The sequence below is a fragment of the Cellulomonas sp. genome (assembly GCF_017744555.1).
Lineage (GTDB): Bacteria > Actinomycetota > Actinomycetes > Actinomycetales > Cellulomonadaceae > Cellulomonas.
Genome location: NZ_JAGIBD010000001.1, coordinates 385,210 through 404,211 on the forward strand (window position 1 = coordinate 385,210; position 19,002 = coordinate 404,211).

General features: G+C 73.3%; 19 protein-coding genes. 10 read left to right on the top strand and 9 right to left on the bottom strand.

What is annotated here, in order from left to right:
* Positions 1–57: 57 nt before the first annotated feature.
* Positions 58–1,296 carry an MFS transporter gene (locus J7523_RS01740; protein WP_291881498.1) on the top strand — a complete coding sequence of 413 codons (1,239 nt, stop codon included), beginning with the start codon at positions 58–60 and terminating at the stop codon, positions 1,294–1,296.
* Positions 1,297–1,383: 87 nt separating this feature from the next.
* Here J7523_RS01740 and J7523_RS01745 read toward each other — a convergent pair whose 3' ends face one another.
* Together J7523_RS01745 and J7523_RS01750 are read right to left on the bottom strand one after the other, a co-directional pair.
* A complete protein-coding gene (locus J7523_RS01745) occupies positions 1,384–2,238 on the bottom strand; it encodes an ABC transporter permease subunit (protein WP_291881500.1) in 855 nt (284 codons plus the stop codon).
* A complete protein-coding gene (locus J7523_RS01750) occupies positions 2,235–3,197 on the bottom strand; it encodes an ABC transporter ATP-binding protein (protein ID WP_291881501.1) in 963 nt (320 codons plus the stop codon). The genes J7523_RS01745 and J7523_RS01750 overlap by 4 nt, the downstream gene beginning before the upstream one ends.
* Before the next feature lie 196 nt (positions 3,198–3,393).
* Here J7523_RS01750 and J7523_RS01755 point away from each other — a divergent pair, with 196 nt between their 5' ends.
* The 3 genes from J7523_RS01755 to J7523_RS01765 all read left to right on the top strand — a co-directional run bounded on the left by J7523_RS01755 (position 3,394) and on the right by J7523_RS01765 (position 6,791).
* Complete coding sequence (locus tag J7523_RS01755; protein WP_291881503.1) at positions 3,394–4,227, top strand: Bax inhibitor-1/YccA family protein; 834 nt, start codon at positions 3,394–3,396, stop codon at positions 4,225–4,227.
* Positions 4,228–4,276: 49 nt separating this feature from the next.
* Entirely contained in the window at positions 4,277–5,674 is a 1,398-nt protein-coding gene (locus J7523_RS01760; RefSeq protein WP_291881504.1) for a cystathionine beta-synthase, read from the top strand.
* A gap of 79 nt (positions 5,675–5,753) precedes the next feature.
* On the top strand, positions 5,754–6,791 hold the full coding sequence (locus J7523_RS01765) for an acetylxylan esterase (RefSeq protein ID WP_291881506.1): 1,038 nt from the start codon (positions 5,754–5,756) through the stop codon (positions 6,789–6,791).
* A gap of 138 nt (positions 6,792–6,929) precedes the next feature.
* On the opposite strand, the gene J7523_RS01770 is transcribed toward J7523_RS01765, so the two are convergent.
* The 3 genes from J7523_RS01770 to J7523_RS01780 form a co-directional block, all read right to left on the bottom strand.
* Positions 6,930–7,490, bottom strand: coding sequence for an aromatic ring-opening dioxygenase LigA (locus tag J7523_RS01770; protein WP_291881507.1), 561 nt, complete (start codon positions 7,488–7,490; stop codon positions 6,930–6,932).
* Between the two features lie 349 nt (positions 7,491–7,839).
* Positions 7,840–8,433 carry a TetR-like C-terminal domain-containing protein gene (locus J7523_RS01775; protein ID WP_291881509.1) on the bottom strand — a complete coding sequence of 198 codons (594 nt, stop codon included), beginning with the start codon at positions 8,431–8,433 and terminating at the stop codon, positions 7,840–7,842.
* On the bottom strand, positions 8,426–9,298 hold the full coding sequence (locus J7523_RS01780) for an alpha/beta hydrolase (RefSeq protein ID WP_291881510.1): 873 nt from the start codon (positions 9,296–9,298) through the stop codon (positions 8,426–8,428). Before J7523_RS01780 ends, J7523_RS01775 begins: the two co-directional genes overlap by 8 nt.
* Before the next feature lie 100 nt (positions 9,299–9,398).
* On the opposite strand from J7523_RS01780, the gene J7523_RS01785 reads away from it, so the two are divergent.
* The 3 genes from J7523_RS01785 to J7523_RS01795 all read left to right on the top strand — a co-directional run bounded on the left by J7523_RS01785 (position 9,399) and on the right by J7523_RS01795 (position 11,744).
* A complete protein-coding gene (locus J7523_RS01785; RefSeq protein WP_291881511.1) occupies positions 9,399–9,806 on the top strand; it encodes an FKBP-type peptidyl-prolyl cis-trans isomerase in 408 nt (135 codons plus the stop codon).
* Between the two features lie 91 nt (positions 9,807–9,897).
* The gene (locus tag J7523_RS01790; protein ID WP_291881514.1) at positions 9,898–10,746 is read left to right on the top strand and encodes a MerR family transcriptional regulator; all 849 of its coding nucleotides are present in this window, start codon (positions 9,898–9,900) and stop codon (positions 10,744–10,746) included.
* 53 nt (positions 10,747–10,799) lie between these two features.
* Positions 10,800–11,744, top strand: coding sequence for a transglutaminase-like domain-containing protein (locus J7523_RS01795; RefSeq protein WP_291881515.1), 945 nt, complete (start codon positions 10,800–10,802; stop codon positions 11,742–11,744).
* Positions 11,745–11,749: 5 nt separating this feature from the next.
* Here J7523_RS01795 and J7523_RS01800 read toward each other — a convergent pair whose 3' ends face one another.
* The 3 genes from J7523_RS01800 to msrA all read right to left on the bottom strand — a co-directional run bounded on the left by J7523_RS01800 (position 11,750) and on the right by msrA (position 14,429).
* Positions 11,750–12,997, bottom strand: coding sequence for a D-arabinono-1,4-lactone oxidase (locus tag J7523_RS01800; protein WP_291881517.1), 1,248 nt, complete (start codon positions 12,995–12,997; stop codon positions 11,750–11,752).
* Between the two features lie 291 nt (positions 12,998–13,288).
* Complete coding sequence (locus J7523_RS01805) at positions 13,289–13,684, bottom strand: hypothetical protein (protein ID WP_291881520.1); 396 nt, start codon at positions 13,682–13,684, stop codon at positions 13,289–13,291.
* 76 nt (positions 13,685–13,760) lie between these two features.
* Positions 13,761–14,429 (bottom strand): peptide-methionine (S)-S-oxide reductase MsrA, encoded by a 669-nt coding sequence (gene msrA, locus J7523_RS01810; protein WP_291881521.1) that lies wholly within the window; start codon positions 14,427–14,429, stop codon positions 13,761–13,763.
* Positions 14,430–14,546: 117 nt separating this feature from the next.
* Between msrA and J7523_RS01815 the strand changes: the two genes are divergently transcribed.
* From J7523_RS01815 to ilvA, 3 genes are all read left to right on the top strand, one after another.
* On the top strand, positions 14,547–15,779 hold the full coding sequence (locus tag J7523_RS01815; protein ID WP_291881522.1) for a cystathionine gamma-synthase: 1,233 nt from the start codon (positions 14,547–14,549) through the stop codon (positions 15,777–15,779).
* Positions 15,780–15,910: 131 nt separating this feature from the next.
* Complete coding sequence (locus J7523_RS01820) at positions 15,911–17,137, top strand: AI-2E family transporter (RefSeq protein WP_291881657.1); 1,227 nt, start codon at positions 15,911–15,913, stop codon at positions 17,135–17,137.
* Positions 17,134–18,336 (top strand): threonine ammonia-lyase, encoded by a 1,203-nt coding sequence (gene ilvA, locus J7523_RS01825; RefSeq protein WP_291881523.1) that lies wholly within the window; start codon positions 17,134–17,136, stop codon positions 18,334–18,336. The genes J7523_RS01820 and ilvA overlap by 4 nt, the downstream gene beginning before the upstream one ends.
* Positions 18,337–18,428: 92 nt before the next feature.
* On the opposite strand, the gene greA is transcribed toward ilvA, so the two are convergent.
* Positions 18,429–18,914: a transcription elongation factor GreA gene (greA, locus tag J7523_RS01830; protein WP_291881525.1), complete on the bottom strand. Its 486-nt coding sequence runs from the start codon at positions 18,912–18,914 to the stop codon at positions 18,429–18,431.
* Between the last annotated feature and the right edge of the window lie 88 nt (positions 18,915–19,002).

Genomic DNA, 19,002 nt, shown 5'->3' on the forward strand with positions numbered 1-19,002 from the left:
TCTAGGTGTAGCATACAGGTAAATTACCTGTCCCCTACAGATACCAAGGGTCCACCTGTGGCTTCCGCACGCAACGAACCGAACAAGACCGCGATCTTCGCGACCACCCTCACCGCCTTCTTCGCGATCGCGGGCATCGCGATCGTCGATCCCATCCTGCCCGCCATCGGCGCCGACCTCGGCGCGACGACCTGGCAGATCGAGCTCCTGTTCACCGCCTACATCGCCGTCATGGCGATCGGCATGATCCCGGCCGTCATGCTCACGGGCAAGTTCGGCTACAAGAAGATCCTCGCGACAGGCGTGAGCGTCGTCGCCGTGGCCGCGATCGCCGCCTCGCTCACCGGCAACATCGGTCAGCTCTCGGCACTGCGCGGGTTGTGGGGGCTCGGCAACGCGATGTTCTTCGCGACCGCGATGGTGCTGCTCGTCTCGCTGGCCAACGACCGCGCGTGGGCGGTCGAGCTGTTCGAGACGTGCGTCGGGCTCGGCTTCGCTATCGGCCCGCTCATCGGCGGCCTGCTCGGCGAGATCAGCTGGCGCGTGCCGTTCCTGCTGTGCGGCGTGTTCATGATCGTCGCGCTCACGGTGTCGGTCACCCGGCTCAAGGACCCCGCGGAGAAGCCCGCGCCGCTGACGCTCGGCCAGGTGTTCACGCCGTTCCGGCGGCCCGCGTTCGTGATCCTGTGCGTCATCACCGCGACGTACAACTTCGTGTTCTTCGTCGTGCTCGGCTTCACGCCTGTGTTCCTCGGCCTCGACGTGATCCCGCTCGGGTTCGTCTTCACCGCCTGGGGCGTGGGCCTCGCGCTCGGCATCCTCGTGGTCGGCCACCGTCTGGCCCACCGGATCGGTGCCGTGCAGACCGTCGGCATCGCGATCGTCGTGCTGCTCGCGTCCCTGTTCGGCCTCGTCACGTCGCACAGCACCACGCAGTCCGTGCTCGTGCTCGTCGTCGCCGGTGTCTGCATGGGCATCTGCAACGCGAACCTCACCGACCTGGCGCTCGCGGCCGGCTCGCCCGACCGGCGCGTCACGACCGGCTCGTTCAACCTGGTCCGCTGGGGCTTCGCCGCCCCCGCCCCGGTCGTCGCGGGTCTGCTCGCGGAGCACGTCGGCCTCACGTCGCCCTACTGGGTCGCGATCGGTGTGCTCGCCGTCGGGGTGCTCACGTTCCTGGCCGCGGGTCACGTGCTCGCGCGCAACGTCGGCGAGAGGGTGTTCTGGGCCCGGCTGAACAAGGACGCCGCGACCGTCGAGGGCACGCCCGAGGAGGCGCTCGGCGAGCTCGTCTGACCGGCGGCCCCGAACAACGACGACGCCCGGCCGGACCAGGAGGTCCGACCGGGCGTCGGTCGTCGGTGGGGGACGAGCCCGCCGGCGTCAGGCGTCGCGGCGCTTGAGCAGCACCGCCGCAGCGGCGAGCAGGATCACCACGTACCCGGCGAGGACGCCGAAGCCCTCCCACGCCGACAGCGTGATGACGTCGGGCTGAGCGGCCGCCATCGCCGCGATCTGCTCGTTCGTCTGCGTGATCTGCGCACCGGCCACGTTGGGCAGGAACGGCATGATCTTGTGCAGCGGCTCCCACGGGATGGCGCTGAACATGATCGGCAGGATCAGCAGGGCGCCGAGCACGGTTGCGATCGCCGCCGCCGAGTGCCGCATGAGCGCACCGAGCGCGAACGACAGCAGGCCGATCATCGCGATGTACAGCGCGTAGCCGGTCAGCGCCCGCAGGGTCTGCGCGTCGTTGATGTCGACCGTCATGCCGTCGCCGCCGAAGATCGCGGCCTGCAGGAGTGCCGCGAGGGCGGTGGACGCGGCCGCGACGACGAACACGACGACGAACAGCACGAGCGCCTTCGCCCACAGCACCGGGGTCCGGCGGGGCTCGGCAGTCAGGCTCGAGCGGATCATGCCCGTCGTGTACTCGCCCGTGATCGACAGGGCGCCGAGCACGGCGACCGCGAGCGGGCCGAGGTAGACGTTGAGGCCGAACGCGTCGAGCGGGTTGGTCGGGGCGCCCGCGTCGTCCGGCGCGTTGACCATGGCCAGCGTGAGCAGCAGCGTGAAGCCGACGAGCGCGAGCGCGGTGATCGCCAGCGTCCACGTGGTCGAGCGGACCGACCAGAACTTGATCCACTCGGACTTGAGCAGGTGGCCGAACGACAGCTTGTGCGTCGTCGTCGGGCGCGACACCTCGGCCCGCGCGGGGGCGACGGTGGTGGTGCTCATCGGGCGTTCTCCTCGGAGGTCGTGGCTGCGCTGGATGTGCCCTGCGTGTCCGGCACCGCGGCCGAGTGGTACTCGACGGCGTCCTGCGTGAGGCTCATGTACGCCTCCTCGAGCGACCCGCGCACCGGCGTGAGCTCGTGCAGCACGATCCGGCCGGCCGCCGCGACCTCGCCGACCGCCTCGGCCGTGGCGCCGTGGACCTCGAGCAGGCCGGGCTCGTCGGACGCGATCGTGACGTCAGGTGCCGCGAGCAGCTCCGCGAGCTGGGCCGCCTGCGGAGAGCGGACCTTGACCGTGGTGCGGGTGGCCTGCGAGACCACCTGCTCGACGGGGCCGTCCGTGATGATCTTGCCGCGGCCGATGACTACCAGGTGGTCGGCCGTGAGGGCCATCTCGCTCATGAGGTGCGACGACAGGAAGACCGTGCGGCCCTCCGACGCGAGGTACTTCACGAGGTTGCGGACCCACAGCACGCCCTCGGGGTCGAGACCGTTGACCGGCTCGTCGAGGATGAGCGTGCGCGGGTCGCCGAGGAGCGCGACGGCGATGCCGAGTCGCTGGCCCATGCCGAGCGAGAAGCCGCCGACGCGGCGCTTGGCCACGTCGTGCAGGCCGGTCATGTCGATGACCTCGTTGACGCGCTTGTCGCCGATGCCGTGCGTCGCGGCGAGCGCACGCAGGTGGTTCTTGGCGCTGCGGCCCGTGTGGACGGCCTTGGCCTCCAGGAGGGCGCCGACCTCGGTCAGCGGCGAGCGGTGCTGGGCGTAGGGGCGGCCGTTGACGGTGACGGTGCCGGCCGTCGGGCGGTCGAGCCCGACGATCATGCGCATCGTGGTGGACTTGCCGGCGCCGTTCGGGCCGAGGAAGCCCGTCACCTTGCCGGGCTGCACCGTGAACGAGATGCCGTCCACGGCGGTCTTCGCGCCGTACTTCTTGGTCAGGCCTTGGGCCTCGATCATCATCGGTCCTCGTCTGGGGAAACTGTGACCGTTCGACCCTAGGGGCTGGGTACCTGCGTTGTATCCGTCATTGGGTGGATATCCGGGGCGGTTCAGGGTGGTCCCTGAGTCGGCCGAAGGAACGATCCGGGGTTCACCCGCGTTCGTTACGGTGAACGCGCATCTTGCGTGCCGCCGAGCCGTCCAGGAGGACGACGTGCCCAATCCCGTCTTCGACAACAGTCCCGTGTTCTCGGACCCTGCCGACCGGCGGGCCCGCACCACCGCGCAGCCGGGCGGGTCGACCGCCACCGCCGGTCAGGGCAACGCGCGCACGCTCGACGTCGCGCAGCTCGACGAGATGTACGCGCTGCCGTCCGCGGGTCCCCGCGAGACCGGCCGGATGACGTACGACGACGTGATCGTCCGCACGGGCGGGCTGCTCGCCCTGCTCGTCGCGAGCGCCGCCGTGACCTGGGTCGTCGCGCCCGGGCTCTGGGTGGTCGGCGCGATCGTCGGGCTCGTGCTCGGCCTCGTCAACGCGTTCAAGCGCAAGCCGAGCCCGCTGCTCATCTCGCTGTACGCGCTCGCGCAGGGCGTGTTCCTCGGGGGCATCAGCCACTTCTACGAGGAGCGGTGGAACGGCATCGTCGGTCAGGCCGTGCTGGCCACGCTCGCCGTGTTCGCCACGTCGCTGTTCCTGTTCCGGTCCGGCAAGGTCCGCGTCACGCCGAAGTTCACGCGCATGGTGCTGCTCGGGCTCGTCGGCTACCTGGTGTTCTCGCTGCTCAACCTGGGCCTGATGTTCTTCGGCGTGGGTGGCGGCACCTTCGGCCCGCTGCGCAGCGGGGCCCTCGGCGTGGTCGTCGGCCTCGTCGCCGTCGCGCTCGCCGCCGCGAGCCTGGTCATCGACTTCGACTCGGTCAAGCGCGGCGTCGAGCAGGGTGTGCCGTCGCAGTACGCCTGGTACGCCGCGTTCGGCCTCGTCGTCACGCTGGTCTGGCTGTACCTCGAGCTGCTGCGGCTGCTGGCGATCTTCCGAGGGAACTGACCGCGCGCCTCGGCGCGTCATCCCTGGCGCGCCGAGGCAGACTCGGCTCGTGAAGTACGCACACCACATCTCGGAGCTCGTCGGCGGCACCCCGCTCGTCCAGCTCACGTCCGTGACGGCAGGCCTGACGGCGACGATCCTCGCCAAGGTCGAGTACATGAACCCCGGCGGGTCCGTGAAGGACCGCATCGCGCTCAAGATGGTCGAGGCGGCGGAGGCCAGCGGCGCGCTGCGGCCCGGCGGCACGATCGTCGAGCCGACCAGCGGCAACACGGGCGTGGGCCTCGCGCTCGTCGCGCAGCGCAAGGGGTACCGCTGCGTGTTCGTCTGCCCCGACAAGGTCAGCCAGGACAAGCGCGACGTGCTGCGCGCGTACGGCGCCGAGGTCGTCGTCACGCCCACGGCCGTCCCGCCCGACCACCCCGACTCGTACTACTCGGTGTCCGACCGGCTGGTGCTCGAGATCGAGGGCGCGTGGAAGCCGAACCAGTACGCCAACCCGAACGGGCCGGCCAGCCACTACGAGAGCACCGGGCCGGAGATCTGGGCCGACACCGACGGGCTCGTCACGCACCTCGTCGCGGGGGTCGGCACGGGCGGGACGATCACCGGCACCGGCCGCTACCTCAAGGACGTGTCCGCGTCGCGTGAGACCGGGCCCGTGGTCGTCGTCGGCGCCGACCCGGCGGGGTCCGTGTACTCCGGCGGTGACGGACGGCCGTACCTGGTCGAGGGGGTCGGCGAGGACTTCTGGCCCGCCGCGTACGACCCGTCGGTCCCCGACGAGATCATCGCCGTCTCCGACGCCGACTCGTTCGCCATGACCCGGCGCCTCGCCCGCGAGGAGGGGCTGCTCGTCGGCGGGTCGTGCGGCATGGCCGTCGAGGCGACGCTGCGGTACGCCCGTCGTCTGCAGGACCGGGACCCGGAGGCCGCCGCCCGGGCGATGATCGTCGTGATCCTGCCCGACAGCGGCCGCGGGTACCTGTCGAAGATCTTCAACGACTCGTGGATGCGGTCGTACGGGTTCCTCGCGGCCGACGAGGGCGCGACCGTCGCGGACGTGCTCAAGACGAAGACCGGGACGCTGCCGGACCTCGTGCACACCCACCCGAACGAGACGGTGCGCGACGCCATCGAGATCCTGCACGAGTACGGCGTCTCGCAGATGCCCGTGGTCGGTGCCGAGCCGCCCGTGAAGATCGGCGAGGTCGCCGGGGCCGTCTCCGAGCGCGCGCTGCTCGACGCGGTGTTCGCGGGCGACGCGGCCCTGTCCGACCGGGTCGACCGCCACATGTCCCCGCCCCTGCCGCTCATCGGCGTCGGCGAGGCCGTGCAGGCCGCGCGAGCTGCGCTGCAGCAGGCGGACGCGCTCATGGTCGTCGACGACGGTGCACCCGTCGGGGTGCTGACCCGGCACGACCTGCTGGGTTTCCTCGCGCGCTGACAGGCCCGCCCGCACCGACGGGGTAGCCTCCGGCTGACGGCTGCGACGCCGTCCGACCACCCACGTCCGAGGGAGCACGATGGCCCTGTTCGACCTGCCCCTGCCCGAGCTCGAGCGCTACCTGCCGGAGCTCGACGAGCCTGCGGACTTCGACGCGTTCTGGACCTCGACCCTCGTCGAGGCCCGCGCGCACGACCTCGCGCTCTCGGCGGTCCCGGTCGACACGGGCCTCACGCTCGTCGACACCGAGGACGTGACGTTCGCGGGCTTCGGCGGGCACCCCATCAAGGCGTGGGTGACGCGCCCGGCGGGCAGCGCGCAGAGGCGCGAGCTGCTGCCGGCGGTCGTCGAGCTCATCGGGTACGGCGGCGGTCGCGGCTTCCCGCACGAGCGGCTCGCCTGGGCCTCCGCAGGGTACGTCCACCTCGTGATGGACACGCGCGGGCAGGGGTCGGCGTGGGGGAGCGGCGGCCACACGGCCGACCCCGTCGGCACCGGCCCGGCGTTCCCGGGTGTCATGACCCGCGGCATCGAGGACCCCGCCGACCACTACTATCGCCGGCTCATCACCGACGCGGTGCGGGCGGTCGACGCGGTCCGGGCCCTGCCGGGCGTCGACCCGGCGCGCGTCGCGGTCACCGGCATCAGCCAGGGCGGCGGGCTCGCGCTCGCGGTCGGCGGGCTGGCCGACGGTCTCGTCGCCGTCATGCCTGACGTGCCGTTCATGTGCCACTACCGCCGGGCCGTCGACATCAGCGACGCCAAGCCCCACGGCGAGCTCGTCGACTACCTCGCGGTGCACCGTGACCGTGAGCAGATGGTGTTCCGGACGATGTCGTACCTCGACGGCGTGCACTTCGCCCGGCGGGCGAGCGCGCCGGCGCTGTTCTCGGTGGCGCTCCGGGACGTCACGTGCCCGCCGTCGACCGTGTTCGCGGCGTACAACCACTACGCCGGCCTGACGGGCGAGCGGCCCGCGACCGAGATCGAGGTGTACGCGTACAACAACCACGAGGGCGGCCAGGCGTTCCAGGTGGACCGTCAGATCCGGTGGCTCAAGGCCCTGCTCGACGGTCGAGCCGCCCCGGAGGGGCAGTCCGTGTCCGCCGCGGTCTGACCGCCGCCGTCCGACCGCCGCCGTCCACCGCCGTCCGGGGGCGCCGCCGTCCGAGCGCAGACGTGCGGGAGGCCGGCACCCGGGTGGGGTGCCGGCCTCCCGACGGTCACGCTGGCGGCCGGTCGGCCGCCGTGCGGGTCAGACCGCGGCCGCGGCGAGCGGCCGCTCCGTGTCCGCCGTGGTCGCGGCGGCAGCGGCGGGGGTGCCGACCGAGCGGATCGCCCAGCCGATGAGGCCGAACGTGACGCCCAGGCCCATGGCGAGGAGCGCGACACCGAACGCGATGACCGAGGTGAACAGCGAGGCCCGCAGGAACGAGCCGTTCATGACAACGGTGCGCAGCGCGGTGAGCTTGGCGTAGTCGGCGTCCTTGGCGAGCTCCTCCTTGGTGGCGTCGGGGTTCGCGGCCTCGATCGCGTGGAGCTCGTTGCCCAGCTCGGCGTAGGTCTTGTCGCCCGTCGCGGTGAGCGCGTGGTGGTTGATGATCGCGGCCTGCGAGAACGCCTCCCACGGCGTGTCGACGAGCTGGCCGCCGAACGCCGAGGCGTCGGGCGAGACGGTGATGTCCTCAGCCTTGAGGTTGCTCGACACCGCCCCCCAGGTGACGGCGCCGGCGACGAGGAAGACGCCGCCGAGGATCATGACGATCAGGCCGTAGAGGCGGGTGTGTGACGCGGTGCGAACAGTGCTGGTGCTCATGTCTTGTGGACTCCTTCGAGTACCCCCGGTGTGCGGGCCTCTCCAGACCCGATGAGCCGATCGGGCTCATGCCGAGATACTTTCGCGGCGTCATCTCGTTCGTGCAGGACCCAAGTCCCACGTGAGGGTGATGTGAAGACGCAGGTCATCGCGTCGTGAAAACGCCCCGGATCCGGGCGCGCGGAAGAGGGCGCGCCCGAACCGGGGGGTCGGACGCGCCCTCCTCGTCACCGGCAGCGCATCCCCACGCCCCGGCAACGGGCCCCCTGCCACCTCGGCCGGCCGCACCCGCCGGTCCCCGAGGCCTTGACGGCCATCCGACCGCACGCGGGGCGCCTCGGCCTGGGACCTAGGTCACGACGACGCGCCGAAGGCCGCTCACGAGGCCCTCGACCAGGAAGTCGAAGCTCGCGTCGACGTCGTCGGGCATGCCGAACCCGCCGTCGAGCTCGAGCACCACGAACCCGTGCACGGCGGCCCGCACCGCCCGGACGGCGTCGATGCGCCGCTCGGCCGGGACGCCGAGCGCGGCGACGGCGGCGGACAGGTGGTCCACGACGGCGGCACCGGCCGCGCGGACGGCGTCCGCGTCGGGGTCGTGCACCCACAGGCTGCCCTGGACGGCCTGGTAGCGGCCCGGTGAGCGTCGGGCCAGGTCGCGCACCGTGTGCGCCATGGCGCGCAGGGTGCCGTCGGGCTCGGCAGCCGGGGCGACGTCGACCGCCGCGAGCGCGTCGCGCAGCTCCTCCACGCACACGAGCGCGACCTCCCGGCGCAGCGCCGGGAGGCCCGCGACGTGCTTGTAGAGGCTCGGCACGGCGACGCCGGCGCGGGCGGCGACGGCCGACAGCGTGAGGTCGGCGAAGCCGGTGGACCCGCCGTCGTCGACGACCGCGAGCGCGAGGGCGACGACGGCGGCGCGGTCGAGTCCCGCCCTAGGCACGGGCGTCGGCCCGCACCTGGAACCGTCCGGCGGCGTCGCGGGGGAGCCCCGCGAGGAACGCGAGCGTCGCGGGGACGACGACCTCGGGCGCCTGGTGCTGCGGGTAGTGGCCGACGTCCGGGACGAGCGTGACCTCGGCGTCGATCGCGGCGCGGATCCACTCGGCCTCGGCGGCGGGGTCCGTGAAGTCGGGGTCGACCGCGCCGACGAACGCGACCGCGGGGGCGGCGACCTCGGGCACGCGGGCCTCGACCGGGGCGTGCGTGAGCTGGACCGTGAGGTGGCGGAAGGAGCGCAGGTGCGCGGGGTCCTGCATGGCGGCGCGCAGGTCGGCGACGTGCTCGTCGAGCCGTGGTGCCTTGCGGCCGCGGTTGAGCGTCGAGCGGTAGTACGTCGCCCAGACGCGGGCGCCCCACGGGCGGGCGAACAGCACGCGCATCAGGCCGTGCATGGTCGCGGTGGCGAGCGCGGGGAGCTTCCGCTCGCGCAGGAAGGGGCCGGTCAGGACGAGGCCCGCGACGAGATCGGGGCGCTCGGCCGCCGCCCAGGCGGCCGAGCCCGCACCCATCGAGTTGCCGCCGAGCACGGCCGGGCCGCCGAGGTGCTCGACGAGCGCGAGCGCGTCCTGCGCCGTGACGACGTCGCCGTGGGTGCGGAACGTGGTGTCGGAGTCACCGTGCCCGCGCAGGTCCATGACGGCGACGCGGTGGCCGGTGTCGACGAGCGGTGCGGTGAGCTCGCGCCAGGTGCTGCGCAGGTCGCCCATGCCGGGGATGAGGACGACGAGCGGGCCGTCCGCCGGGCCGTCGACCGTGTACGCGATGCGGCCCTCGGGCCGCTGGAGGTGGTGCACCGTGGTGGTCATGACAGGAAAGCTAATGGCATTAGCCAAGCGCGTCAAGAGGTTGCCGTCAGCCCCAGAAGGCAAGATGGACCGGCACTGTCATCCATCGAAGGAGTACGTCATGTCCGCAGCGCTTCCCGAGGCGTCCGGCTCGTTCGGCGAGAAGCCCACGCTGACCTTCCCCGACGCGCAGGCGCCCGCCGAGCTCGAGGTCGTCGTCCTGTCCCGCGGCGACGGTGCGCTCGTCGAGGCCGGCGACGACATCGAGGTGCACTACCTCGGCCAGACGTGGGGCGGCCACGTGTTCGACAACTCCTACGACCGCCGCGAGTCCATCAGCTTCCCGATCGGCGTCGGCGCCGTCATCGGCGGGTGGGACGAGGGCCTGGTCGGGCAGCAGGTCGGCTCGCGCGTGCTCCTGTCGATCCCGTCGCACCTCGGCTACGGCGACCGCGGTGCACCGTCGGCCGGCATCCGCGGCGGCGACACGCTCGTGTTCGTCGTGGACATCGTCAACACCAGCAACTGACGTCCTCGCGCGGGCGGGGTCCGGGGTGCACACCCTCGGACCTCGCCCGTCGACGTTCCCGCAGGCGGCGGCCGCCCGTATCCTCGGGCCCGTGCGCGACGACGCGGATCTCACGATCGGGGAGTTCGCCCGCAGGTCGGGTCTCTCGCTGAAGGCCCTGCGCCTGTACGACGCGCGCGGGATCCTGCCGCCCGAGCGCGTCGACCCCGACAACGGGTACCGGTACTACGCGCCGCGCCAGCTCGACCGGGCCCGCACGATCGCGCTGCTGCGACGGCTCGACATGCCCCTCGCCCTCGTCGCGGACCTGGTCGGGCGCCCCGGCGACGAGCTCGCCGACGCCGTCCGCTCGTGGTGGGCCGACCGGCGGCGCGAGCTCGACGACCGCGGACCGGCGGTCGACCTCGTGGTGGGCACCCTCGCGGCCCCGGACCGGCGCCCGGACGGGCCGGTGAGCGGGTTCAGCAGCGAGGACGTCGTGGTCGCGCAGGCGCCCGCGCGACGCGTCGCGACGATCCGCCGGCACGTCACCCAGGCCGAGCTCGTCGCGACGTTCATGGCGGACGTCCTCACGATCCGCGAGCACCTCGCGGGGGCGGGGGCCACGACCGACCACGAGTTCTGGGTGCTGTTCCACGGTGCCGTCGGCCCGGACGGCGACGGGCCCGTCGAGACGTGCGTGCCCTACGAGGGCCACGCCGACCCCGCGGGGGCGATCGTGCTGCGCGAGGAACCCGCCCACCGGATGGCGTCCGTGCCGGTGACCGCGCAGGACTGCTGCTACCCGCAGATCATCGGCGCCTACCTCGCGCTCGAGGGGTGGTTCGCCGAGCGCGGGCTCGACGGCGCCGGACCGGTCCGCGAGCTGTACCCGGTGCCGTGGTCGGACGAGGGCGTCGTCGCCCACGTCGCGCAGCCGCTGCCTGCCCCTCGCCTCTGACCTCGCCCCTTGCCCCTTGACCCTGCCCCAGGGGCAGACCGGACGCTGACGGCATGCCGCACCTCGACGCGTACGCCCAGCACAGCCCCTACTCCGACCCCGGCGCGCACGGCGCGCTGCTCAAGGAGATCGAGCCGACGCCGCCCGCGCTGCACCAGGCGGCGTGCGCGACGATCGTCCACTACCGCGGTCAGGCGTCCGAGCTCGCCGAGGGCCAGGACCGCGACATCGACCTGCGCTGGCTGTCCGACGTCCTCGACGTCGCGACGACGCGCGTCCCGGGCTCGTTCCGCGCGGACCGCGCGGTCCCGGACCGGGTCGCGGGCTGCTGCCGCGACCACGCGCTGTTCGCCGTCGCGGTGCTGCGCGAGCACGGCGTCCCGGCCAGGACGCGGGTCGGGTTCGCCGGGTACTTCGAGCGCGGGTTCCACCACGACCACGTGGTCGCCGAGCTGTGGGACGGCGAGCGTTGGGTGCGGTTCGACCCTGAGCTCGACCCGGTGACCGGCCCCGTGGAGGGCCCGCAGCCGTGGGGCTTCGACGTCGATGACATGCCCACCGGTCCGGGGGCGCCGTTCCAGACGGCCGCCGAGGTGTGGCAGCAGGTCCGTGCCGGGACCGTCGACGCGGGCGTGTACGGCGTCGACGTGTCGATGCCCGAGCTGTGCGGTGCCGAGTTCGTGCGCGGGTACGTCGTCGAGGAGCTCGCGCACCGGCAGCGCGAGGAGCTGCTGCTGTGGGACGTGTGGGGCGACACCGTGCCGCGCGACCTCGCGGACGCGCTGCCGCCGGAGGACGAGCTCGACGCGCTCGTCGACCACCTCGCCGACCTGCTCGTGCGCGCCGACGCGGGGGACGCCGACGCCGAGGCCGCGCTGGATGCGCTGTACGAGACGAACCCGAGGCTCAACCCGGGAGGCGGGGTCCTCACGCTGTCGCCGACCGGCCGCGTGGGCGGCACCGACCTGGCGGCCAGGACGACGACCTGGCAGCCCTAGGTCGCTCAGCCCAGCACGTGCCGGTCGAGGTAGTCGTTCCGGAACACCCCGTCGGGGTCCACGCGCGCGACGAGCGCCCGGAAGTCGTCCCACCGCGGATACAGCCGACCGAGGTCGCGGTCGACGTCCGCGAACAGCTTCCCCCAGTGCGGTCGCGCGTCGAACGGGGCCAGCGCGGCCTCGATCGTCGGGAGCAGCGCCTCGACCTCCGCCTGGCGCGGCAGCCAGGTGAAGTGGACGGCGACGGCGTCGTGCTCGTAGGCGGTCGAGAGCCACAGGTCGTCGGCCGCGACCGACCGGATCTCGCTCACCTGCAGCAGCGGCGCGACCCGGTCGCCGAGCCCGCGCACCGACTCGAACACCGCGGCGGCGTGGCGGCGCGGCACGAGGTACTCGGACTGCAGCTCGTCGCCGTTGCTCGGCGTGAACGCGAGCTTGAAGTGCGGCCACCGCTCGTGCCACGGCCCGGGGACACCGCCCTGCTGCGTGGCGTTCACGGGGTCGATGCCGGCCAGCATGTGCCGCGGGGCCTGTGCGAGCGTGCCGCCGAACAGGTCGCCGGCGGGCGCGTACGACGAGGTCACGCGGGTCTTGCGCCACACCTGACGCAGCGTCGGCTCCTGCCAGTCGGTGAACACGCTCACCGAGTCGGCGCTCGCGGTGAGCTCGTCGTAGTGCTGCAGCAGGACGTCCCACGGCACCCCGTCGAGCACCTCCTGCGCGACGTCGTACGTCGGCTCGACGTCGAGCGTCACGCGCGCCGCGACACCGAGCGCCCCGAGTGCGACGACCGAGCCCGCGAAGTCGTCGTCCCCGCGCCGGACCTCCCGCAGCGTCCCGTCCGGCCCGACGAACGTGAGCCCCGCGACGGCGGCCGCGAGGTTCCGGGACCCGTCGCCCGACCCGTGCGTCGCCGTCGCGACCGCCCCCGCGACGCTGATGTGCGGCAGGGACGCGAGGTTGTGCACCGCCCACCCGGCGGCGTGCAGGTGCTCGGCGAGCGCGCCGTACCGGACTCCGCCCGTCACGGTCACCGTCCGGGCGTCGGTGTCGAGCACGACGTCCGGGGGGATCTCGTCGAGCACGACCAGGGCTTCGGGGCCGTCCGCGACGTCGTTGAAGCAGTGCCGCGTGCCCAGCGCGCGGACGCGACGGGCGCCCGCGACGACCTCCTGCAGCTCCTCGACCGTGCGCGGGTGGTGGACCGTCTTGGCGCGGTAGGCGTAGTTGCCTGCCCAGGTCGTCAGCGTCATGCGTGGTCCCTCTCCGTCGTCACCCGTCCGGGCCAACGTACGTCAGGGCGCTGACCTGGACCTCGGTCCGGCCCGGCGTGGACAGTCGTGGACCGTGCCGCACGGTGTCATTACCGTTTCTGACAAGCCTCTCCGACGGGTGCACGAGCCACTACCGGAGGCGGCGGGCGACGGGTCACGGGGGCCCCGGCCTGCCGCACGGCGGGCGGGTGGTCGACGAGGGGCGCGTCGGCCACCCGCCCGACGAACTCCGGCCGGTTCCGGTACGCGAGCCGGCTGGCACCGCCGACCTCAGCGGTGCGACGGCACCGGCTCCTCGAGCTCCTCGTCGAACCTGCCGCGCGCGGCCATCACGGCGAGCGCCTCGCGCGCGAGGGGAGCGATGCGCCCGGGCCAGCCCGTCGCGGCGATCGCGTCCTCCGTCCGCAGGGCCGCGGTCGACTCGAGCGCGGCCAGCATCCCGACGAGGACGGCGTCGATCAGGGCGACCTCCTCGTCGGTGTACGTCGAGAGCGCTCGCCAGTCGTGCGGCGCGTCGTCGTCGACGAAGTCGAAGAAGTAGCTGAAGTACTCCTTCGCCCCGACCGCGCGCAGCCCCTCGTCGCCGTCGGCCAGGATCTCGAGGGCCTCCATGACCCGGTTGCGCAGGCGTTGCGCCACCAGGCGCTCTGATGTCGCGTCGTCCACCCGACGAGCATGACGCACACGAGCCCGCCGTCGCGGAGGCGCTCGGTGCGCCCCGCGACGGCGGGCTCTCAGTCGGTCAGGCGCCCGTCGGCCGCGGGCAGGACACGCCCGTGCCGCCGAGCCCGCAGTACCCGTTCGGGTTCTTGTCGAGGTACTGCTGGTGGTAGCCCTCGGCGTAGAAGAACGTCCCGGCGTCGGACGCCGGGCGGATCTCGGTGGTGATGGCGCCGAAGCCCGAGCGGGTCAGCCGGGGCTGGTACTCGTCCCTGGTGCGGAGCGCGGCCTCGGCCTGCTCCGGCGTCGTGGTGTAGATCGCCGACCGGTACTGCGTGCCGCGGTCGTTGCCCTGGCGGAAGCCCTGCGTGGGGTCGTGCGACTCCCAGAACTTCCGGAGCACGTCGTCGTCGGAGATGACGGACGGGTCGTACGCGACGAGGACGGCCTCGGTGTGCCCGGTCAGGCCGGTGCAGGTCTCCTCGTACGTGGGGTACGGCGTGTAGCCGCCCTGGTAGCCGACGGCCGTGGTGACGACGCCGGGGGTCTGCCAGAAGGCGCGCTCGGCGCCCCAGAAACAGCCCATCGCGACGTACAGCACCCGGGTGCCGTCCGGCCAGGGTCCGTGCAGCGGGGTCCCGAGGACGGTGTGCGTCGTGGGCACCGCGTAGGCGTAGTCCTCTCGACCGGCGAGCGCACGCTCGGGCTCGACCATGGTGGAGGAGAGTGCGGATCCGAACAGCCAGCTCATGGTGCGGGGTCCTTTCCCGGGAGGAGCCGCAGACGGCTGGGTCGCCGCCTGATCCTTCCCGGCGTGTGCAACCGTGCTGCGACTGCCGGTGTTCCCGTGACCACCTAGCCTGAGGTCGTGACCACCGACCCCCTCGCGTCCGGGTACGACTGGACCGCCGCCGGCTTCTCGACCCGCGCCATCCATGCAGGTCAAGACGCCGATGCGACGACCGGTGCCGTCGTGCCGCCCATCTACCAGGTGTCCACCTACAAGCAGGACGGCGTCGGTGGCCTGCGCGGCGGGTACGAGTACTCGCGCTCCGCGAACCCGACGCGCACGGCGCTCGAGGAGGCGCTCGCCGCGGCGGAGGGCGGTGCGGCAGGCTTCGCGTTCGCGTCGGGGCTGGCCGCCGAGGACACGCTGCTGCGTGCGGTGCTGCGACCCGGCGACCACGTGGTGGTGCCGGACGACGCCTACGGCGGCACGTACCGGCTCGTCGCGCGCGTGTTCGGGCCGTGGGGGATCGAGCACACGCCCGTCGACCTGTCCGACGCCGGGGCCGTGCTGGGGGCGATCCAGCCCGGCCGCACGAAGGTCGTGTGGGTCGAGACGCCGACGAACCCGCTGCTCGGCATCGCCGACATCGCCGAGCTCGCGGCGCACGCGCGGTCCGCCGGCGCGCTGCTCGTCGTCGACAACACGTTCGCGACGCCGTACCTGCAGAACCCGATCGCGCTCGGCGCGGACGTCGTCGTGCACTCGACGACGAAGTACGTCGGCGGGCACTCGGACGTGGTGGGTGGTGCGCTCGTCGTCGCGGACGGCGCGCAGCTGCCCGTCGGCCTGGAGGGGCCCACCGGGACGACGAACGTCGCGGACGCGGTCCGGTTCCACCAGAACGCGTCGGGCGCGGTGGCCGGGCCGTTCGACGCGTGGCTGACGCTGCGCGGGCTGCGCACGCTCGCCGTCCGGATGGACCGGCACGTCGCGAACGCGACCCGCGTCGCGCAGTTCCTCGTGGAGCACGACGCGGTCACGCACGTCATCTACCCGGGCCTCGAGTCGCACCCGGGCCACGCGGTCGCCGCCCGGCAGATGCGCGGGTTCGGCGGCATGGTGTCGTTCCGGACCGGGAGCGAGGCGTCCGCGCTGGCCGTGTGCGGTGCGACCCAGGTGTTCACGCTCGCGGAGTCGCTGGGCGGGGTCGAGTCGTTGATCGAGCACCCGCACCGCATGACGCACGGGTCCGTCGCGGGCACGGCGCTCGAGGTGCCCGACGACCTCGTGCGCCTCTCGGTCGGCATCGAGGACGTCGACGACCTGCTCGCCGACCTGGACCGGGCGCTGGCCGCGGGGCGTGCCGCGTGAGCGCCCCGGACGTCGCGCCCGGCACGGCGCGCACGGCGACGGCGGACCCGCGGCCGGCCGGCGTCGCCGCAGCCCCGGCGACCGGTGCTGCGGCGGACGCGGTCGACGCGACCCGTCCGGTCCCGCAGTCCGTGCGCACGGCGGCGTCGTGGTCGTGGCGGCTGCTGCTGATCGGCGCGGCGCTCGCGGTGGGTCTGTGGCTGCTGGCCGCGCTCAAGGTCGTCGTCGTGCCGGTCGCCGTCGCGCTGCTCGTGACGGTCCTGCTCGCCCCGCTCGTGCACTGGATGCAGGCGAGGCTGCGGCTGCCGCGCGTCGCGGCGTGCATGATTGCGCTCCTCGGGCTCGTCGTGTTCGTCGGCGGCCTGCTGACGCTCGCGGGGCGCTCGATCGTCAAGGGCATCGGCGAGATCTGGGACCAGGCGGCCGAGGGCATCCAGAAGGTCACCGACTGGCTCTCGAGCGGTCCGCTCGGCCTGTCCAGCGCCGACCTGTCGAACCTCACGGACCGGCTGCAGGAGCTGGGCGGCGGCGGCGGGAGCTCGCAGCTCGTCTCGGGCGCCCTGCACGCCACCACGACGGTGGGTCACGTGCTCGCCGGCACGCTGATCGCCCTGTTCTGCACGTTCTTCTTCCTGCTCGACGGCCGGACCATCTGGGCGTGGGTCGTCGGGCTGCTGCCCCGCGGGTCGCGCGAGCACGTGCACCAGGCGGGTCGCCGCGGTCTCGTGACGCTCGGCGCCTACACCCGCACGCAGATCCTCGTGGCGGCGGTCGACGCGATCGGCATCGGCCTCGGCGCAGCGATCCTGCGGGTCCCGCTCGCGCTGCCGCTCGCGATCCTCGTGTTCCTCGGGTCGTTCGTGCCGATCGTCGGCGCGGTCGTCACGGGCTCGATCGCCGTCCTCGTCGCGCTGGTCGCGCAGGGGCCCGGCGCGGCGCTCATCATGCTGGCCGTCGTCATCGCCGTGCAGCAGATCGAGGGGCACGTGCTGCAGCCGTTCCTCATGGGCCACGCCGTGTCGCTGCACCCCGTCGCGGTGCTGCTCGCGGTGGCCGCGGGGTCGTTCACCGCCGGCATCATCGGCGCGCTGTTCGCGGTGCCCGTCGCCGCGGTGCTCAACACGGTGGTGCTGTACCTCCACGGGCACGACAAGTTCCCCCAGCTCGGCCGCGACGACCACGTCCCGGTGCGCGGGCGCGGGCACCCGGTGCTCGACCGGGCCATCGCCCAGGTCGTCGAGCGCGAGTCCGAGCGGCAGGCCGAGGCCGACGAGCACGACGGTGCCGGGCTCGGCGGCGAGCAGGCCACCGGCCGGGACGCGGGTGCCGTCGCGACGCCCGAGCGCGACCACCGGTGATCGGGCTCGCGGAGGTCGAGCAGGCCGCGCGCCTGCTCGAGGGGGTCGCGGACCGTACTCCCGTGCAGGTCAGCCGGGCCCTGTCCCAGCTCGTCGGCGCGGACGTGTGGCTCAAGTGCGAGAACCTGCAACGCGCCGGGTCGTTCAAGCTGCGCGGCGCGTACGTGCGGATGTCACGGCTGTCCGCCGAGGAGCGTGCCCGCGGTGTCGTCGCGGCGAGCGCGGGCAACCACGCGCAGGGTGTCGCGCTCGCGGCCCGCATGCTCGGGCTCGACGCGGTCGTGTTCATGCCGGTCGACGCGGCACTGCCGAAGATCGCCGCGACCCGCGACTACGGCGCGCACGTCGAGCTCGCGGGACGCAGCGTCGACGAGGCGCTCGTGCATGCGCGCGAGCACGCCGACCGCACCGGTGCGGTGCTCATCCACCCGTTCGACCACGTCGACGTCGTCGCCGGCCAGGGCACGCTCGGGCTCGAGGTCCTCGAGCAGGTCCCGGACGTCCGGACCGTGCTCGTGCCCGTGGGCGGCGGCGGCCTCGCGGCCGGTGTCGTGGCGGCGCTCGCGGAGGCCCGACCGGACGTGCGCGTCGTCGGCGTGCAGGCGGCGGGGGCCGCGGCCTACCCGGCGTCGCTCGCGGCGCACCAGCCGCTGCGAGCGCCCGAGCTGCGGACCATGGCGGACGGCATCGCGGTCGGCGTGCCCGGCACCGTGCCGTTCGAGGTGCTCGACACCCGGCACATCGACGTGCGCACCGTCTCCGAGGAGGACATCTCCCGGGCGCTCCTGCTGGTCGCCGAGCGCGCGAAGCTGCTCGTCGAGCCCGCCGGGGCGGTGGCCGTGGCCGCGCTCATGGCGGCGCCGCGCGACTTCGAGGGGCCCGTCGTGGCCGTGCTGTCGGGCGGCAACATCGACCCGCAGCTGCTCCTGCGGGTCGTGCGGCACGGGCTCGCGTCGGCCGGGCGGTTCCTGCAGATCCGCGTCCGGATCGACGACACCCCCGGTGCGCTGGCGACCCTCCTGCAGCAGATCGCGTCGTCGGGCGGCAACGTCATGGACGTCTCGCACGTGCGGACCGGCGGCGACCTGGCGCTCGACGAGGTCGGCGTCGAGGTGCAGGTCGAGACCAAGGGGCCCGACCACTGCGCGCAGGTCCTCCAGCACCTGCGGGCCGAGGGGTACCGGCTGCAGGGGGAGTGAGCAAGCCCCGACGACCAACGCGGTGCCGCCCCGGTCGGGGCGGCACCGCGTCGGTGTCGGTGGGGTCAGCCGTCGCGCAGACGACGCCGTGGTCAGGCGTCGAAGGGCTTGGCGGCGACGATCTCGACCGGGATCTCGCGCCCGTTCGGTGCCGTGTACGTGGTGGAGTCGCCCACCGTCTTGCCGCTGATCGCGGCACCGAGCGGCGACGTCGGGGAGAAGACCTCGATGTCCGCGCTGCCCGCGATCTCGCGCGAGCCGAGCAGGAACACCATCTCGTCGCCCGCGACCACGGCCGTCACGACCATGCCGGGCTCGACGACGCCGTCGTCGGGCGGCGTCCCGATCTGCACGTTGCGCAGCTTCGCCTCGAGCTCGCGGATGCGCGCCTCCTGCTTCGCCTGCTCCTCGCGCGCGGCGTGGTAGCCGCCGTTCTCCTTGAGGTCGCCCTCGTCGCGCGCAGCCGCGATGCGCTGCGCGATCTCGGTACGGCCCTCACCCTTGAGGCGCTCGAGCTCCGTGCTGAGCCGGTCGTAGGCCTCCTGCGTCAGCCAGGTGGCCGCAGTCGTGTCGGTCACGATCGCTCCCTTCCGTGCGTGGGTGCCGGGCGGTGCCGGCTGGTCGGCCCCGGGGCGGCGCCACAGTGCGGCAGGGCATTCCGAGGCG

Coding starts and splice junctions, on each gene's coding strand:
- J7523_RS01745 (WP_291881500.1), bottom strand. CDS start 2,238: ATGAGCACCACCACCGTCGCCCCCGCGCGGGCCGAGGTGTCGCGCCCG.
- J7523_RS01750 (WP_291881501.1), bottom strand. CDS start 3,197: ATGATCGAGGCCCAAGGCCTGACCAAGAAGTACGGCGCGAAGACCGCC.
- J7523_RS01765 (WP_291881506.1), top strand. CDS start 5,754: ATGGCCCTGTTCGACCTGCCCCTGCCCGAGCTCGAGCGCTACCTGCCG.
- J7523_RS01770 (WP_291881507.1), bottom strand. CDS start 7,490: ATGAGCACCAGCACTGTTCGCACCGCGTCACACACCCGCCTCTACGGC.
- J7523_RS01780 (WP_291881510.1), bottom strand. CDS start 9,298: ATGACCACCACGGTGCACCACCTCCAGCGGCCCGAGGGCCGCATCGCG.
- J7523_RS01785 (WP_291881511.1), top strand. CDS start 9,399: ATGTCCGCAGCGCTTCCCGAGGCGTCCGGCTCGTTCGGCGAGAAGCCC.
- J7523_RS01795 (WP_291881515.1), top strand. CDS start 10,800: ATGCCGCACCTCGACGCGTACGCCCAGCACAGCCCCTACTCCGACCCC.
- J7523_RS01800 (WP_291881517.1), bottom strand. CDS start 12,997: ATGACGCTGACGACCTGGGCAGGCAACTACGCCTACCGCGCCAAGACG.
- msrA (WP_291881521.1), bottom strand. CDS start 14,429: ATGAGCTGGCTGTTCGGATCCGCACTCTCCTCCACCATGGTCGAGCCC.